The sequence below is a fragment of the Nitrospirillum viridazoti CBAmc genome (assembly GCF_000730165.1).
Classification (GTDB): Bacteria; Pseudomonadota; Alphaproteobacteria; order Azospirillales; family Azospirillaceae; genus Nitrospirillum; species Nitrospirillum viridazoti.
Window position 1 is genome coordinate 1082166 of the sequence record NZ_CP022111.1, and the last position, 15623, is coordinate 1097788.

At 68.5% G+C, this 15623-nt stretch carries 18 protein-coding genes; 6 read left to right on the plus strand and 12 right to left on the minus strand.

Going from position 1 to position 15623, the window contains the following annotated elements; translation table 11 throughout:
* Window positions 1-34: 34 nt before the first annotated feature.
* Window positions 35-706 carry an SCO family protein gene (locus Y958_RS18110; RefSeq protein WP_186291335.1) on the minus strand — a complete coding sequence of 224 codons (672 nt, stop codon included), beginning with the start codon at window positions 704-706 and terminating at the stop codon, window positions 35-37.
* A gap of 153 nt (window positions 707-859) precedes the next feature.
* Here Y958_RS18110 and Y958_RS18115 point away from each other — a divergent pair, with 153 nt between their 5' ends.
* Window positions 860-1324 carry a HEAT repeat domain-containing protein gene (locus Y958_RS18115; RefSeq protein WP_088873362.1) on the plus strand — a complete coding sequence of 155 codons (465 nt, stop codon included), beginning with the start codon at window positions 860-862 and terminating at the stop codon, window positions 1322-1324.
* 23 nt (window positions 1325-1347) lie between these two features.
* Here the strand turns inward: Y958_RS18115 and Y958_RS18120 are convergent, their stop codons facing one another.
* A complete protein-coding gene (locus Y958_RS18120; RefSeq protein ID WP_088873363.1) occupies window positions 1348-1638 on the minus strand; it encodes a DUF1330 domain-containing protein in 291 nt (96 codons plus the stop codon).
* A 65-nt stretch (window positions 1639-1703) separates the two neighbouring features.
* On the opposite strand from Y958_RS18120, the gene Y958_RS18125 reads away from it, so the two are divergent.
* A complete protein-coding gene (locus Y958_RS18125) occupies window positions 1704-2195 on the plus strand; it encodes a MarR family winged helix-turn-helix transcriptional regulator (RefSeq protein ID WP_088873364.1) in 492 nt (163 codons plus the stop codon).
* Here the strand turns inward: Y958_RS18125 and scpB are convergent.
* From scpB to dgt, 7 genes are all read right to left on the minus strand, one after another.
* Window positions 2192-2845: an SMC-Scp complex subunit ScpB gene (gene scpB / locus Y958_RS18130; RefSeq protein WP_425600679.1), complete on the minus strand. Its 654-nt coding sequence runs from the start codon at window positions 2843-2845 to the stop codon at window positions 2192-2194. The two genes, Y958_RS18125 and scpB, sit on opposite strands and share 4 nt — an antisense overlap.
* Window positions 2842-3693 (minus strand): segregation and condensation protein A, encoded by an 852-nt coding sequence (locus Y958_RS18135; protein ID WP_088873365.1) that lies wholly within the window; start codon window positions 3691-3693, stop codon window positions 2842-2844. The genes scpB and Y958_RS18135 overlap by 4 nt, the downstream gene beginning before the upstream one ends.
* On the minus strand, window positions 3693-4385 hold the full coding sequence (locus Y958_RS18140; RefSeq protein ID WP_088873366.1) for a site-2 protease family protein: 693 nt from the start codon (window positions 4383-4385) through the stop codon (window positions 3693-3695). Before Y958_RS18140 ends, Y958_RS18135 begins: the two co-directional genes overlap by 1 nt.
* Window positions 4386-4390: 5 nt before the next feature.
* The gene (nagZ, locus tag Y958_RS18145) at window positions 4391-5425 is read right to left on the minus strand and encodes a beta-N-acetylhexosaminidase (protein ID WP_088873367.1); all 1035 of its coding nucleotides are present in this window, start codon (window positions 5423-5425) and stop codon (window positions 4391-4393) included.
* A 13-nt stretch (window positions 5426-5438) separates the two neighbouring features.
* Entirely contained in the window at window positions 5439-6440 is a 1002-nt protein-coding gene (locus Y958_RS18150; protein WP_088873368.1) for an SPOR domain-containing protein, read from the minus strand.
* Window positions 6441-6444: 4 nt separating this feature from the next.
* Window positions 6445-8199, minus strand: a complete 1755-nt coding sequence (argS, locus tag Y958_RS18155; protein ID WP_088873369.1) for an arginine--tRNA ligase — start codon at window positions 8197-8199, stop codon at window positions 6445-6447.
* 126 nt (window positions 8200-8325) lie between these two features.
* Window positions 8326-9693: a dGTP triphosphohydrolase gene (gene dgt, locus Y958_RS18160; protein WP_088873370.1), complete on the minus strand. Its 1368-nt coding sequence runs from the start codon at window positions 9691-9693 to the stop codon at window positions 8326-8328.
* Window positions 9694-9858: 165 nt separating this feature from the next.
* On the opposite strand from dgt, the gene erpA reads away from it, so the two are divergent.
* Window positions 9859-10230, plus strand: coding sequence for an iron-sulfur cluster insertion protein ErpA (gene erpA, locus Y958_RS18165; protein WP_088873371.1), 372 nt, complete (start codon window positions 9859-9861; stop codon window positions 10228-10230).
* Window positions 10231-10412: 182 nt separating this feature from the next.
* Window positions 10413-11186 carry an exodeoxyribonuclease III gene (gene xth, locus Y958_RS18170; RefSeq protein ID WP_088873372.1) on the plus strand — a complete coding sequence of 258 codons (774 nt, stop codon included), beginning with the start codon at window positions 10413-10415 and terminating at the stop codon, window positions 11184-11186.
* A gap of 137 nt (window positions 11187-11323) precedes the next feature.
* Here xth and Y958_RS18175 read toward each other — a convergent pair whose 3' ends face one another.
* A complete protein-coding gene (locus Y958_RS18175; RefSeq protein ID WP_211098605.1) occupies window positions 11324-12499 on the minus strand; it encodes a sterol desaturase family protein in 1176 nt (391 codons plus the stop codon).
* Window positions 12500-12718: 219 nt separating this feature from the next.
* Here Y958_RS18175 and Y958_RS18180 point away from each other — a divergent pair, with 219 nt between their 5' ends.
* Together Y958_RS18180 and Y958_RS18185 are read left to right on the plus strand one after the other, a co-directional pair.
* Window positions 12719-13279, plus strand: coding sequence for a cysteine hydrolase family protein (locus Y958_RS18180; RefSeq protein ID WP_088873373.1), 561 nt, complete (start codon window positions 12719-12721; stop codon window positions 13277-13279).
* Window positions 13276-14292: a GlxA family transcriptional regulator gene (locus tag Y958_RS18185; protein WP_088873374.1), complete on the plus strand. Its 1017-nt coding sequence runs from the start codon at window positions 13276-13278 to the stop codon at window positions 14290-14292. Before Y958_RS18180 ends, Y958_RS18185 begins: the two co-directional genes overlap by 4 nt.
* Before the next feature lie 28 nt (window positions 14293-14320).
* Here the strand turns inward: Y958_RS18185 and Y958_RS18190 are convergent, their stop codons facing one another.
* Together Y958_RS18190 and rsmA are read right to left on the minus strand one after the other, a co-directional pair.
* The gene (locus Y958_RS18190; RefSeq protein ID WP_088873375.1) at window positions 14321-14608 is read right to left on the minus strand and encodes a hypothetical protein; all 288 of its coding nucleotides are present in this window, start codon (window positions 14606-14608) and stop codon (window positions 14321-14323) included.
* Between the two features lie 165 nt (window positions 14609-14773).
* Window positions 14774-15622: a 16S rRNA (adenine(1518)-N(6)/adenine(1519)-N(6))-dimethyltransferase RsmA gene (gene rsmA / locus Y958_RS18195; protein WP_088873376.1), complete on the minus strand. Its 849-nt coding sequence runs from the start codon at window positions 15620-15622 to the stop codon at window positions 14774-14776.
* Between the last annotated feature and the right edge of the window lies 1 nt (window position 15623).

The window sequence follows — 15623 nt, forward strand, 5'->3', positions numbered from 1 at the left end:
AAGCCGCTGCCCACCGGGCGGCGGCTTTTTCATGTCAGTCTGCGGCCACCGGCAACCCCAGCGCATGGCGCACCTTGCCCTCCGCCGTGGTGGGGGGCTCGAAGGGGTTGATGGTGCTTTTCAGATGGCCGGCCGGATCCATCAGGAAGATGGCGGCGTTGTGATCCATGCCGTAATCCGCTGGATGGGCGTCGGGGGGCAAGGGCGTGCCGTCGGTCGAGACCTTGCGGTATTCCACCTTGTAGCTGGCGGCGGCTTGGGCGATTTGCTCGGGGGTGCCGGTCAGGGCGGCGATGTGCGGATTGAAATTGGCCATGTAGTCCTTCAGCACCGCCGTGGTGTCGCGCGCCGGATCGACGGTGATGAACAGGCCTTGGACCCGGTCGGCATCCGGCCCCAGGCCGTCCAGGATGACACTCATGGACGCCAGGCCGGTGGGGCAGACGTCGGGGCAGTTGGTGTAGCCGAACATGACCATCAGGATTTTGCCGGCATAGGTCCTGTCCGTGACCGCCCTGCCGTCCTGGTCGGTCAGGGCGAAGGGGCCGCCGATGGCGGCCAGGCTGGTCACACCGTCCGGCTTGGGCGTCGTCAGCGGCCGGCCGATGATGCCCCAGGCACCGATGGCGACGGCCCCCAGCACCAGGACGGGCCCCGCCCAACGCAGGACTGCGAAACGACGGGACGGTTCGGTCGGGCGGGACATGGCAAGCTCAAGGCAACCCAGGGGCAGGGCCATTTGGAACCCGGCCGGGTGCCAGGTCAAGGTCATCCGCCCTTCCCGCCCCACTGTTGCGCCCTTTACAAGGCCCACCCACCCGATTATCCCCAACGGCGCACGTTGAGAAAGGACACGCGAATGGCCAAGGATTACATGCCGCCGTCGGACTTCCTGCGGGCTTTGATCGACGAGGATGTGGAGATCGAGGCAGACGACACGGCCACGATCAAGCGCCTGCTGTCCTTCTTCAAGGACCCGGATGCCGCCAACCGCGACTGGGCCGTCTTCCTCCTGGGCCAGTCCGAGGTGGACACCAAGGCCGTCCGCGACGCCCTGATCGGTGCCTTGAACGATGAGGATGACAGCGTGCGTGCCGAGGCGCTGGTGGCCCTGGCCCAGCGCGACGGCGACCTGGCCCGTCCCCACGTGCTGGAGGCGCTGAGCGCCGAGGGGGTCTACCCCACCGTGTTCGAGGCGGCGGCGCTGTGCGCCCATCCCGACCTGATCAAGCCCCTGCGCGGCTGGCTGAAGGCCACCGGCGACAAGGAGGTGGACCAGATGGTGGCGGAGGCCGTGGCGGCCTGCGAGGCGAGCGCAAAGTAAAGGGCGGCGCGCCGAGCAGGGGCTCAGGCGGTCTCGACGACGAACATCGTCGCCTGCTGAGCCTCTCGGCGTTCCGCCTTGATCGGGGCGTAAGCCTCGGAATCATAGAACGCCAGCGCCTGGGTCAGTGTCGGAAACTCCAGCACGCCCGCCATCGGCAGCGGCATGTCATCGCCTTCAAGCACCTGCGCGACACGGCCGAAGTACAGGATCCGGCCGCCAGCTTCTTGCAAGGCGGTCTGGAAGCGGGGGGCGAGCGCCGCCTGCTTGGCGGGGTCGATGATCCGTAAATTGATATGCACGTAGGCGGGCATAACGCATCTCCTAATGATGCATATACATTATATGGCGATGCGCCATTGTACAGGGGCCATTGGAGATGAGCGACGTCGACCGGGATGCCTTCCGGACCATCGCGGCGGAATGTCCGGGCTTCCAGGCCCGCGCGACCGCGCGGGCGATCACGCGCTATCACAACGCCTGCTTCAGGCCGCTGGGGCTGACGGCCGAGCAATTCAGCCTGATGGTGGGAATCGGCGCCGCCGAGGGCGTCACATTGGTTGAACTCGCGCTCAGCGCGGGGGTCGATACGACAACCCTCAGCCGAAATATCCAGAACCTGGAAAAGCGGGGCTGGGTCTACGCCGACGGCGGGCGCGGCCGTGCGGGAAAGCGTCTCAGCCTTACGGCCTCAGGACATCATCTGCTGGCGGAGGCCCTTCCGGTATGGCGGCAGGCCCAAGCGGAGTTATCGCGGCGCCTGGGCAATGACCAACTTCAATTGGTGAGGCGGGCGATGGTGGCGTTGGCCGTTGTCGCGGAGCCCTCATCGCCCACCGCCCCCGAGGGTGTGGAACAGCCCGTGTCCTAATCCTCCGCGCTGTCCTCCACCGCCCGGGGCAGCGCCGCGTCGTCGCCGCGCGAGAACAGGGTGGTGATGGCGGGGCGGGCGTCCAGCAGGCCGGCGGCGCGCAGATCGTCCACGCCCGGCAGGTCGCGCAACGATTCCAAACCGAAATGATCCAGGAAAGCCGGCGTTGTCAGCCAAGTGAGCGGCCGGCCCGGCGTCTCGCGCCGGCGGCCGGGCTTGATCCAGCCCGCTTCCATCAGGATGTCCAGGGTGCCCTTGCTGGTGGCCACGCCGCGGATGCTTTCGATCTCGGCCCGGGTTACCGGCTGGTGGTAGGCGATGATGGACAGCGTTTCCACGGCAGCGCGAGACAGGCGGGAGGTGACCTCCGTCTCCCGCTGCAACAGGGGCGCCAGATCCGGCGCCGTACGGAAGGCCCAGCGGCCAGCCGCCGCCACCAGATGCACACCGCGATGGCTGTAATGGGCCTGCAATTCGTCCAGGATGCCACGCAGGTCGGCGCCCTCGCCCAGCCGGGCGGCCAGGGCGGCCTCCTCCACCGGCTCGGCCGAGGCGAACAGCACCGCCTCCACCAGGCGCATCTGCTCGGCGCGGCGGTCGAAGCCCTCTTCCAGCTCGGCAGGCGCCTCTATGACGGTTTCGGCGGTCATGGCTCTTTATCCGGGATCGGCGGTGCGGCGGGCGTATCGGTGCGGCGAACGTAAAGGGGGCCGAAGGTTCCATCCTGCCGCACCTCCAGCTGGCCGGCCTTGGCCAGTTCCAGGGTGGCGACGAAGGTCGCCGCCAGGGCGGACCGGGCCTTCAGCTTGTCCTCCCGGCTCGTGCCGCCGCCGCGCCAGTCCGGCGGCAGGAAGCGGTCCAGGCGGGTCCAATCCGGCAGGCGGCCCAGCATGGCCTCCACCCGGCGGATGGCGTCCTCGATGGTGAACAGATCCACCGGCGGCAGATGCAGGGGGCCGGTCTTCTGCTGCCGGCGCTTGATGTCGCCATAGGCGCGCAGCAGGTCGTAGAGCGTTACCTCCGTGACCCGCCGTTCGAACACCGGCAGATCTTCGGGTGCGCCCCGGGGAAAGATGTCGCGACCCAGGCGCGGCCGGGCCATCAGGCGTGCGGCCGCGTTCTGCATGGCCTCCAGACGCTGCAGCTGGAAGGCCAGGGCCTGCGCCAGCTCCTCGCCCGTCGGCTCCTCCGTCTCGGGCGTGGGCAGCAGCAGGCGGGATTTGAGATAGGCCAGCCAGGCGGCGGTCACCAGATAATCGGCCGCGACCTCCAGCCGCAGGCGCCGCGCCTCCTCGACGAAGGCCAGGTACTGTTCGGCCAGGGCCAGGATGGAGATGCGGGTGAGGTCGACCTTCTGGTCGCGCGCCAGGGTCAGCAGCAGGTCGATGGGGCCTTCGAATTCCCCGAGGTCAACCAGCAGCGCGGGCTCCCCCTCCGCCGCCGGTTCAAGGGCGGGGGCGGCGCTCCATTCGTCATCCGGGCCCCGCGCATCGGCCATCAGCTCAGTCCCGTCACCGTGGCGATCACGTTCCACAAGCCACTGGTCGGCCACCGCACCAGCCACATATAGGGGTCGTAGGCCGACAGGCCCATCTTATTGAAAAGGTATGGCAGCAGGAAAAAAATCGTCAGCAGGATCATGTTGCCCCGCACCTCCTGCGCCGCGAACCACTGCGCCTGGCGATAGGGCAGCATCTGCTCGATGACCTTGCCAGCGTCCAGCGACGGGAAGGGCAGCATGTTCAGCACGCCCAGCATCAGGTTGATCTGGATGCCCGCCACGAAGTTCTGCCCCACCCAGTCCGCCACCGAGGCCGGCAGCAGGAAAAGGGTGTGCAGCAGAAGGGCGAAGACGATGGCCAGCAGGAAATTCATGCCGGGCCCGGACAACGCCACCAGTGCCATGTCGCGGCGCGGGCGGCGCAGCCGGCTCTGGGTGATGGGCGCGGGCTTGGCCCAGCCGAAGACGAAGCCGGTGAACAGGAACAGCGTCGCCGGCATCAGGATGGTGCCGATGGGGTCGATGTGCTTGCCCGGGTTGAAGCTGACCCGCCCTTGGGAATAGGCGGTGTCGTCGCCCAGTTTCCACGCCACCCAGGCGTGGGCGGCCTCATGCAGGGTGATGGCCAGCACCATGGGGATGGCCATCACGGAAAGGCGGACGATCAGTTCCTGAATCGAGGTGTCCAAAGGGGTCAGTCCCAGTTGCCGGCAAGGTCGATAAGGCGCGCGCGCCAGGCGGCGACAGTGGCCGCGTCGGCGGCGGTCGAGGCCGGGCGGCGGGCCTGGGCCCGGGCCCAGCGTTCCTGCGCCTGTTGCGACAGGCGGGGCACCACGGCGGCCACGGCGGTCCTATCCTCCACCGTGCCGTTGCAGTGCAGGGCCACGTCGCAGCAGCCGTCGGCCACCACGGCGGCCGCACGCTCCGCCACCGTGCCCGACAGGGCCTGCATGTCCAGGTCGTCGCTGAACAGCAGACCGCCGAAGCCGATCAGCCCGCGCACGATCTTGGTGATGACCAGGGCCGAGGTGCTGGAGGGATGCTGGGCGTCCACCGCGGTGAACAAGATGTGGGCCACCATGCCCGCGGGCAGGTCGGCCAGGGCCTTGAAGGGGGCGAAGTCCACTGCCTCCAGCGTCGCCAGGTCCGCCGTCACCGTCGGCAGCTCCTTATGGCTGTCGGCCGTGGCGCGGCCGTGGCCGGGCAGATGCTTCACGATGGGCAGCACACCGCCGGCCAGCAGGCCCTCCGCCTGGGCGCCCGCCAGCAGGGCGACCCGGGCCGGGTCGCGGCTGAAGGCGCGGTCGCCGATGACGTCGTGGGCGCCCGCTTGCGGCACATCGGCCACCGGGGCGCAGTCCATATCGATGCCCAGCGGCGCCAGGGTGGCGGCCAGCAGGCGGCCGTGCAGCCAGGCAGCCTCCCTGGCCAGGTCATCGTCGGCGATGGCGCCGATGTGACCGGCCGGCGGCAGGGACGGCCAGTGCGGCGGGCGCAGGCGGGCCACGCGGCCGCCCTCCTGGTCGATCATGATGGGCGCATCAGGCCGGCCCACGCTGTCACGCAGGGCCGCCGTCAGGGCCATCACCTGCTCCGGTGTCTCGCAATTGCGCCGGAACAGGATGAAGCCCAGGGGATTGGCCGCCGCGAACAGCGCCCGCTCCGCCTCGGTCAGGACGGGACCGGTGCAGCCGAAGATGACGGCCGCTGGAACGTTGGGGGTGGTCATCGCAGGCACCGCCTTAATGTACGGGGATGCAGCCGTCCTTGGCCGCCTTCACCGCCTCGCAGATGCGCTTGGCCTGGGCCTCGTCGATGGGGCCCGCCTGGACGCGGTAATAGATGCCCTTGGCGCCCAGATCGGCCTTGACCAGGCGCAGGCTGAGCCCGCCCAGGACAGCCGCATGCTTGCGCTGGATCCGCTGCATCTCGGCTTCCGCCTGCGGTTCCGACGGGATGGAGGCGAACTGCAGTTTCACCGACCCGCCGCCGGTGGCAGTGGGCACGGCCGTGGGCGCAACAGCGGCCGGTGCCACGGGCTTTTCCACCGGCTTGGGCGCCGGCGTGACCGGGGCGGCGGCAATAGGCTTAGGCACCACCGGCTGGAGGGCCGGCTGAGGCGTAGGCTGCGGCACCAGCGGCGTGGGTGCGTTGGCCTGCGCCGTCTGCTGCTGCGCGGGCGGCTTGGCGGCCGGAACCGGCGCCGGCGTCACCGGCTTCGCGGCGGTGGTGCCGGCCGCCGTCGGAGGCAGCACGGTTGGCGGCAGGACGGTCGGGGCCGCCGGCTGGGCGGCCGGGGCTTGCGCTGGCGCCTGGGCAGGAGCTTGGGCAGCGGCCTGTGGCGCCGGCTGGGCGGCCGGCGGCGGGGCCGTGGGCCGTTCCATGGGCGCTTCCGGCGGCGGCAGCAGGCGTTCCACACCGGGGTCCGTCTTGGTGTCGGCGCGCAGACGATCGTAAATCAGCCGATCCTGGTTGGGCACGTCCATCCCGCCCGGCGTTTCCGGCTTCACCTTCGTCGGCCCGGGATCAGCATGGATGATGGGGGCGACCGCCTCCGTCCCCGCCCGCTGGCCCTGGGTGTAGACGAAGTAGATCAGCCCGCCGAAGCTGCCGACGGCGGCCACCACCACGCCCAGGCTCAGCAGCCCGCGCCGGCGGGGCGCCGGCTGGCGCCGCCCCTGCCAGTCATAGCCGGGATCGTAGTCGTAGTCGGGGTCGCCGTGATGGTCGTGCATGTCGCTCATGGGATCAGCGCAACTCCTCGGCCGGCACCACGCCCATGATGGCGAGGCCGGACGCGATGACCAGGGACACCGCCGTCACCAGGGCCAGGCGGGCCCGGGTCAGGGCATCGTCTCCCTCGATGATGAAGCGCAGGGTGGCATCGTCCTTGCCCTGATTCCAGAAGCCGTGGAACGCCGCCGCCAGCTCCTGCAGGTAGTAGGCGACGCGATGCGGCTCATGCGCCTCCGCCGCCGACTCCACCGTGCGTGGCCAGTTCAGCATGAGGCGGATGAGATCGACCTCGGCCGTGGAGGCCAGTCCATCGAAGGACACGGCCGACAGCGCTTCACGCGACAGATCCCAGTCGGCGTGCAGACTGGCGGCCTGGCGCAGGACGGAGCGGCAGCGGGCGTGGGCGTACTGCACGTAGAAGACAGGGTTGTCCTTGGACTGCTCCGTCACCTTGGCGTAGTCGAACTCCAGCGTCTGGTCGTTGCGGCGGGTCAGCATGATGAAGCGCACGACGTCGCGGCCCACGGCGTCCATGACGTCACGCAGGGTGACGAAGGTGCCGGCGCGCTTGGACATCTTCACCGGCTCGCCATTCTGCAGCAGGTGCACCAGCTGGCACAGCTTCACGTCCAGCGCGGCCTTGCCGTCGGAGATGGCCTTGGTCGCCGCTGCCATGCGCTTCACATAGCCGCCGTGATCGGCCCCCCACACGTCGATCAGCACGGGGCAGCCGCGCCGGTATTTGTCGTAGTGATAGGCGATGTCGTTGGCGAAGTAGGTCCACGACCCGTCGGACTTTTTCAGCGGGCGGTCAACGTCGTCGCCGAACTGGGTGGCCTTGAACAGGGTCTGGGGCCGCGGCTCCCAATCGTCGGGCTTCTTGCCCTTGGGCGGCTCCAGCACGCCGACATAGATCAGGCCGGCGTCTTCCAGAGCCTTGAACGCCTGGTCCACCGCCCCGTTGTCCACCAGCGCGCGCTCGCTGCTGAACAGGTCATGGTGGATGTTCAGGGAGGCCAAATCCTCCTTGATGCCGGCCATCATCTGGTCGATGGCGAAGGCGCGCACCGGGGCCAGCCATTCCTCTTCGGGCAGGTCGCGCCACTTGGCGCCGTCCCGTGCGGCCAGGGCCTGGCCCACGTCCTTGAGATATTCGCCCGGGTACATGCCGGCCGGGATCTCGATGCCCGTCTCGCCCAGGGCCTCGCGATAGCGCAGGTGGGTGGAGCGGGCCAGGACGTCCACCTGGGCACCGGCGTCGTTGATGTAGTACTCGCGCGTGACGTCGTAGCCGGCCTTTTCCAGCAGGGCGGCCAGCGCATCACCCACCACGGCGCCACGGGCATGCGCCGCGTGCAGCGGGCCGGTGGGATTGGCGGAGACGTATTCCACGTTCACACGGGTGCCGTTGCCGATGGTGCTGGCGCCGAAGCCCACGCCGGCGGTCAGGACGTCGGCCAGGCGGGCACGCCAATAGCTGGGCGCCACGCGCAGGTTGACGAAGCCGGGACCGGCGATGGAGACCTCGGTCACGTCCGGCAGGGCCCGCAGGTGCGGGGCCAGCGCCTCGGCGATGGCGCGCGGCGGCTTGCCGGCCGGCTTGGCCAGCACCATGGCGGCGTTGGTGGAGATGTCGCCATGCGCCGCCTCGCGCGGCGGCTCCACCGTCACGCGGGAGAGGTCCAGCCCGGCGGGAATGCCGCCGTCAGCCGCCAGGGCCTCCAGCGCGCGGCGAACCAGGGCTTCGAATTCCTTGTAAACGTTCATGGCGATAGAACCGGCACAATCCAAAAGAGTCGCATTCGCCGGTCCATGGTGACCGGCGGCGGCGCACCTTACAAGGTTCCTGCGGTGCAGGTCACCCGTGGAGTTGGCAGGAGCGGCCTGCGCGCCTCACCCCGCGATCAGCTGCGCCTGGCGGATGGCGAAGCGGTCGGTCATGCCGGCGACATAGTCCAGCAGGCCGCGCACCCAGCCCGCGCGCTCATAGGGCAGTTGCCGCGACTCCGGCATGGTTTCCAATAGCGAGGCCCAGCGGCGGGGCAGCTTGGCACCGGGGCCCAGCTTCTCCCGGTCCAGCAGCGCCTCACCATAAGCGTCCAGCAGGGTGGTGATGGTGCGGGCGGCGATGATGTCGGTCTCGCAGCGCTGCTGGCCGCGGTAGATACGCTCGTGGCTCACCTGCTCGATCCTGCGCAAGGCGGGCGCGCGCGCCGACAGGGTCAGCAGGGGGTGGCAGAACTCGCCGGCCATCAATTGCGGCAATCGCTCCAGGAAAATCTCCGCCGCGTCGCGCACCAGCCGGTCGATGGCCTGGGCACGCAGGAAGATCAGCTTGCGGTCCTCATCCTCCAGCGTCTTGTAGTCCGCCTCCCAGTCCTTGCCCGTGGCCGTGTCAGGCTTGTCGTCGCGGATGAAGGCCAGCAGCAGGTCCTCGGCATGCTCAAAGCTCAGCATGCGCATCTTGGCCGCGTCCTCGATATCCACGACGTGGTAGCAGGCGTCGTCCGCCGCCTCCACCAGGTAGGCCAGCGGGTGGCGGCACCAGGCGCCCGGACCCTTTTCCACCAGGCCCACCTCTGTCGCCACCACGGCGAATACGTCCTGCTCGCATCCGAAGAAGCCGTACTTGCGCTTATGCGGGCGCTTGAGGGGGCCGTTCGGCACCTCCACCCCCCAGGGGTATTTGGCCCCGGCGCCCAGCGTGGCCGCCGTCAGCTGCAGGCCGCCCACGCCGCGCCAGCCCTGCAGTCGGGTCAGCACGCGGAAGCCCTGGGCGTTCGCCTCGAACTTGCACAGCTCCGCCTGCTCGACATCGCTCAGGCCGGTGCGTATGCGCTGGCCGATGGCGCTGTCGGCGAACCAGTCGGAGATCACGTCCTCGCCCGTGTGGGCGAAGCAAGGGGTGCCGACGTCGTGGGCCAGCGAGGCGGCGGCCACCACGTGGCCGAAGTCGGCCGGCGTCGCCTTCACCTCATAGTCAACGCTGCGCAGGATGGCCGGCCCCACCCACATGCCCAGCGAGCGTCCCACCCGCGCCGCCTCCATGGAGTGCGTCAGGCGGGAGCGGACATAATCCGACCCGCCGATGCCGTGCACCTGCTGCTTGTCCGCCAGGCGGCGGAAGCTGGTGGTGAAGGTGATGCGGTCGATGTCGATCTCATAGGCGCTGCGGTGCGGCAGCTCCGCGTCGGCCGTCGTCTTGGCCAGCCGCTTGCGCGACAGCAGACTGTTCCAGTTCATCATCGCCGCATACCTCATGCCAGATCCGTGCGGGCGCCGAATGGTTCCTGGTCCTTTGACGGAACCGTTTGGAGCGCCTACATACTATGGGCGTTACAGAGGAACGCCGCCCCTGTCCAGTCGCCTTTTCAAGCGCTACGTGGGGCCGGGCCCAGCGTTCCGCAACTGGAAAGACATCCGTCGATGACCATCACCGACATCGCCGCCGATACCGCCCCCCCTCCCCCGCGCGCCATGAGCCTGAGCGCCAGCGCCGCCAAGCGCGTGCGCAAGCTGGCGGAAATGGAGGGCGGGCCTGACATCATGATGCGCCTGTCCGTGTCCGGCGGCGGCTGCTCCGGCTTCCAGTACGGCTTCAGCTTCGACGCCACCATCAATGATGACGACCACGTGTTCGAGCGCGACGGCGCCCGGCTGGTGGTGGACGACACCTCGCTGGACCTGCTGGCCGGCGCCGAGGTGGACTTCGTCGAGGAATTGGCCGGATCCTACTTCAAGGTCAACAATCCCAACGCCAGCTCTTCCTGCGGCTGCGGGCAGAGTTTTTCGCTCTGAGTGAACCCTCAGGCGCCGGGCGCGGCCATCCGGCCGCTTGGCTATCCTCGTGCTCGCTCCGGCGGACGCAGTCGCGTCCTAGGAAAGAAAGGATGCGGAGAAAGCCTCGGCGCAAGCCCCTCGCCTTGGGCTTGGCTTCCCTCTAAGGTGCGCCGGAACCGCCGCCTGATGAGAGCCTTCCCATGCGCATCGCCACCTGGAACGTGAACTCGGTCAAAGCCCGCTTGGGGAACGTTACCGAGTGGCTGGACAGCGCCAAGCCGGACGTCGTGCTGTTCCAGGAAATCAAGTGCGAGACGGCCGCCTTCCCCCTGCAGGCCTTCCAGGATCTGGGCTACCACTGCGCCGTGGTCGGGCAGAAGGCCTACAACGGCGTGGCGCTGCTGTCGCGGGAAGAGCCGACGGACATCATCACCCGCTTGCCGGGCGAGCCGGAGGATGAGCAGGCCCGTTATGTCGAGGCCACGGTCGGCGGTATCCGCATCGCCAGCCTGTACCTGCCCAACGGCAACCCGGTGGGCACGGAGAAATATCCCTACAAACTGCGCTGGATGGACCGGCTGAAGGCCCATGCCGCCAGCCTGCTGGCCCAGGAAATCCCTTTCGTGCTGGGCGGCGACTACAACGTCATCCCCGAGGCGCGCGACGTCTACGACCCCGCCGCCTGGATCACCGATGCCCTGTTCCGGCCCGAGACCCGCGCCAAGTTCCGCGAGATCACCCACCTGGGCTTGGTCGAGGCCTTCCGCGCGGTGCATCCCGACGCCGATCGCGCCTTCACCTTCTGGGACTACCAGGCCGGCGCCTGGCCGCGCGACAACGGCCTGCGCATCGACCATTTCCTGCTGTCGCCCCAGGCCGCCGACCGCCTGGTGGGCTGCGCCATCGACAAGGGCCCGCGCGGCAAGGAAAAGGCGTCTGACCATACGCCGGTGGTGCTGGAACTGGTGGCCTGAGTCTTCAAGCACATCCTCAAACGCCGGGCGGCCACATCCGTGGCCTTGGCTCATCCTCACGTTTCAGTCCGCTGACGCTCCCCGAAACGCTCCGGCGGCCGCAGTCGCGGCCTACAAGGGCATGAGTGTCCCTGGCATTACCCTTCCCGCTTGCCGGTCAATAGTTCCACGGGGCCGCTGAAAGGGTAAAGGAATTGCTGGACGAAGCCGCCGGGGATGGGCTTCACCGTGCCGTACTTCTCCGGCCAGCGGTCCTTGGGCTGATGATAGGTGCGGAACACCAAGTCCCAGAAAGGGGTGTGGGCGCAGTAGTTGCGGTCCAGCGCCTCCACGTCCGAGGCATGGTGCCAATGGTGGAACTGCGGCGTCACGATGACGTAGCGCAGCCAGCCCAGGTCCATGGCGATGTTGGAATGGATCAGCACCGCCTGGATGGACACGAAGATCAGATAGGCGAACACCGTGTCCTGCGGAAAGCCCAGCAGGAAGATGGGCACCAGGATCAGCGACCGGGTGATCAGCACCTCCAGCACATGCAGGCGGGAGCCGGACAGCCAATCCATATGCTGGGGCGAGTGGTGGACGGCATGAAGGCGCCACAGCCAGGGGATCTCGTGATAGGCGCGGTGGCTGGCATACTCCACGGCGTCGGCCGCCAGGATGACCAGCAGGAAGCGCACAAATCCGGGCAGCGCCGCGACCTGCGCCTGCAGCCAGCCATTGACAGCCCAACCGAAGACATCATGGGCGAAATGGTTGGAGGTCAGCAGAAAGGCGCCAATCAGCAAATGGTTCACGGTGAAGTAGCTGAGATCCAGCCGCCAGCCCTCGCGCAGCACGGGCTGGCCCGGAGCCACGCGGGGCAGCAGGCGTTCCAACAGGATGAAGGCGCTGCCAGTGAAGAACAGGTCCAGCACCAGCCAGTCCAGCCCCACCCAGGTCCGGGCCTGGTCGAAATCCTCATACGGCACATAGGGCCCGCCCAGCAACAGGGCCAGCACCACGCCACTGATGCCGATGACGCCCGCCCGCCGGCGCCGGTTCAGGACGCACGCCGCCAACCCCAGAAACACGCCCACGCCCATGGACAGCGCCAGGATCAGGCGCAGCAGATCCATGTCGTAGTGCGGCCGCAACTCCGGCGTCGTCAGCCAGGCGGGATAGCGCAGGCACAGCACCGCGCCGATGCTGAGCAGGCCGATGGCCAGGGAGATGGTGCCAGCCGCCTGGCTGGACATCAGCCGGTGCCAGAGGCCGGGCGCCGACGCGGCGGAATTGTTCATGTCCGTGGCCTGACTGTTCACCGGGGCCATACCCCCTCCTGCGGCGGTGGAACCGTATGTCACAAATCAATCAAGAATGAGGTCGGGCCGCAACCGTCATGGTGTAAACGGCGGGTCTCCCCTCCGCCGCGGTTAATCTACCAATGGCGTAAAACGTCCCATCTTTGTCCGCCAGGCCCATTATCCCGTGCTACGCTGCGGGCTAGCATCGACGCCATCACTCCACACTGATGGCAGGAGATAGCCCCCATGAGCACCGTGACCGCCGGCACCCAGACCACCGCCCTGATCGTCATCGACGCGCAGGAGTCCTTCCGCCACCGGCCCTATTGGGTGCAGGCGGAATATGATGCCTATCGCCCGGGGCAGCAGGCGCTGGTGAACCAGGCCCGGGCGCGCGGCATTCCCGTCATCCAGATCTTCCATGTGGACGGCGACGCGCCGTTCACCCACGAGTCCGGCACCATCCGCACGCTAGAGGGGCTGGACATCACGCCGGACGCCACCTTCCACAAGGCGCGGCATAGCGCGCTGGTGGGCAGCGGGCTGGATGTCTGGCTGATCAGTCATGGCATCCGCCGCGTCGTCATCTCCGGCGTGCGGACAGAGCAGTGCTGTGAGACGACGACCCGCCATGCCTCCGACCTGGGCTTCGACGTCACCTACGTGACAGAGGCGACGCTGACCTTCCCCATGACCGACGCGCAGGGGCGCATTTGGTCCACGGCGGAGATCAAGGCCGCCACCGAGTTGGTGCTGGACGGCCGCTTCGCCCGCATCGCCACCGTCGCCACGGCGTTCGACGCATGACGAAGGCCGGTCCCCGCGTCCTGCCTGTCTATGTGGTGCTGCCGCCCCGGACGCTGCTGCTGGACGTGGCGGGGCCGGTGGAGGTGTTGCGCCGGGCCAATGTGGAACAGGACGGGCTGCGCTTCGTCGTCCGCTATGTCGGCCCGGCGGCATCGCTGCTCACGTCCATCGGACTGACAGTGACGGGCATCGAGCCCCTGCCCCAGGCACTGCCGGACGAGGCCATGGTCATGGTCGTGGGCTCGGTGGAACAGATGTTGGGGGAACAGATGCTGGGCGATGGGGGGCCGGACGCGGCGGAAACGGAAGGCGGCAATCAGGCCATCGTCGACTGGCTGCGGCGCAGCGTCGGACCAGGCCACCGGCTGGTCAGCATCTGCGCCGGCGCCTTGCTGGCAGGCCGCGCCGGCCTGCTGGACGGCCGGCCCTGCACCACCCACTACAGCGATTGTGAGACCCTGGCGCGCCTGGCGCCCCTGGCACGGGTCCTGGAGAATCGGCTGTATGTCGAGGATGGCCTGGTGGCGACCAGCGCCGGCGTCACTGCCGGCATCGATCTGATGCTGCATCTGGTGGCGGAGATGGTGGGGCCGGCCGTGGCCCTGGCGGCGGCGCGCGCCCTGGTGGTCTATTTGCGGCGGGCGGGCGGCGATCCGCAACTGTCGGCGTGGCTGGAGGGACGCAACCACGTGCACCCGGCGGTCCACCGCGTGCAGGACGCCATCGCTGCCGACCCGGCCCATCCCTGGACGCAAGAGTCCCTGGCCGATGTGGCGGGCGCCAGCCCCCGCCACCTGTCGCGGTTGTTCAATGATCATACGGGAATGACCCTGCCGGACTATGTGAACCGGCTGCGGGTAGCGCTGGCGGCCCAGTTGCTGAGCCATACGCGGCTGGACATGGAAAGCGTGGCGGAGCGGGCGGGCTTCGCGTCCACCCGCCAGATGCGGCGCGTCTGGCGGGTGTATCACCCCACGTCGCCCAAGGCGGCGCGGGGATTGGGGAACGCCTAATTCAACACCGGAACGACGGACACCGATCTTAGAAGCTGTGAATACGGGCCACGGCCACTTGATCGTTGGCGTAGGCCTGGCGGGTGGCCAGGCAGGCGTTCAGGTGATCGGCACGCAGGGCGCCCTGCTCAACCCCCGGATAGAGGTCGAAGGCCGACTGGGAGCAACTGGAAAAGGCGGGGTTCTCGTCGGCCACCTGGACGTAGTCATGGTCCGGGGCGCCACTGCAGGCGGCGATGGGCAGCAGCACGCCCAGGGTGGGCAGCAGGCGGGCGGGTAGCAGGCGGCGCACCCAGTGATTGATCTGCTTGGTCATGACGTCATCCCCAAATTTCAGCGTCGTTCCGTATCGCAAAGCTAGCGAAGCGAGACGCGAGCGGGAGTGACGGGCGTCATAAACGCGTCATTACTCAGGCATGGACCGCCTGCGTGCGCCGCATAACAGGCAGAACCGGAAAACAACCTAACCGTGGAAAGTTTATTAACCCTGCGTGTCCTGGTGCGCCCGCCAGGCGTGGGCCAGGCGCACGAAGCCTGCCACGTCCACCTCCTCCGCCCGGGACGTGGGGAGGATGCCGGCGGCTTCCAGCAGGGGTTCGGGCTGGGCCACCAGGCCCTTCAGCCCGGCACGCAGCATCTTGCGCCGCTGGTTGAAGGCGGCCGCCACCACCCGCTCCATATCCTTGAACGACGGGGCGTCGGCCGGCAGGATGCGCGGGGTGATGTGCACCACCGCCGACATGACCTTGGGCGGCGGGGAAAAGGCCTGCGGCGGGATGTCGAACACCAGCCGCGCGTCGGCCAGCCACTGGCTCATGACCGCCAGGCGGCCGTAATCCTTGGTGCGTGGCTTGGCGACGATGCGGTCCACCACTTCCTTCTGGAACATCAGCGTCAGGCTGCGGAATTCCTGGATCTGGCGCAGCCAGCCCACCAGCATGGGCGTGCCCACATTGTAGGGCAGGTTGGCGACGATGGCGCGCGGCGCCGGGGCGATGGCGGTCATGTCGACCTCCAGCGCGTCGCCCTCCACGATGGTCAGACGGCCGGCGGCGGCGGCCACCACATCGGCCAGGGCCGCGACGAAACGGCTGTCCCGCTCCACCGCCACCACGGCCTTGGCGTCGCTCTCCACCAGGGCGCGGGTCAGGCCGCCGGGGCCGGGCCCGACCTCGATGGCGGTGACGCCGGCCAGGTCGCCGGCCGCCGCGGCCACCCGCGCCGTCAGGTTCAAATCCAGCAGGAAATGCTGGCCCAGCGCCTTGCGGGCGCCCAGGTCGAAACGGGCGATGACGTCGCGCAAGGGCGGCAAATGGGCGAGGCTGGTCATG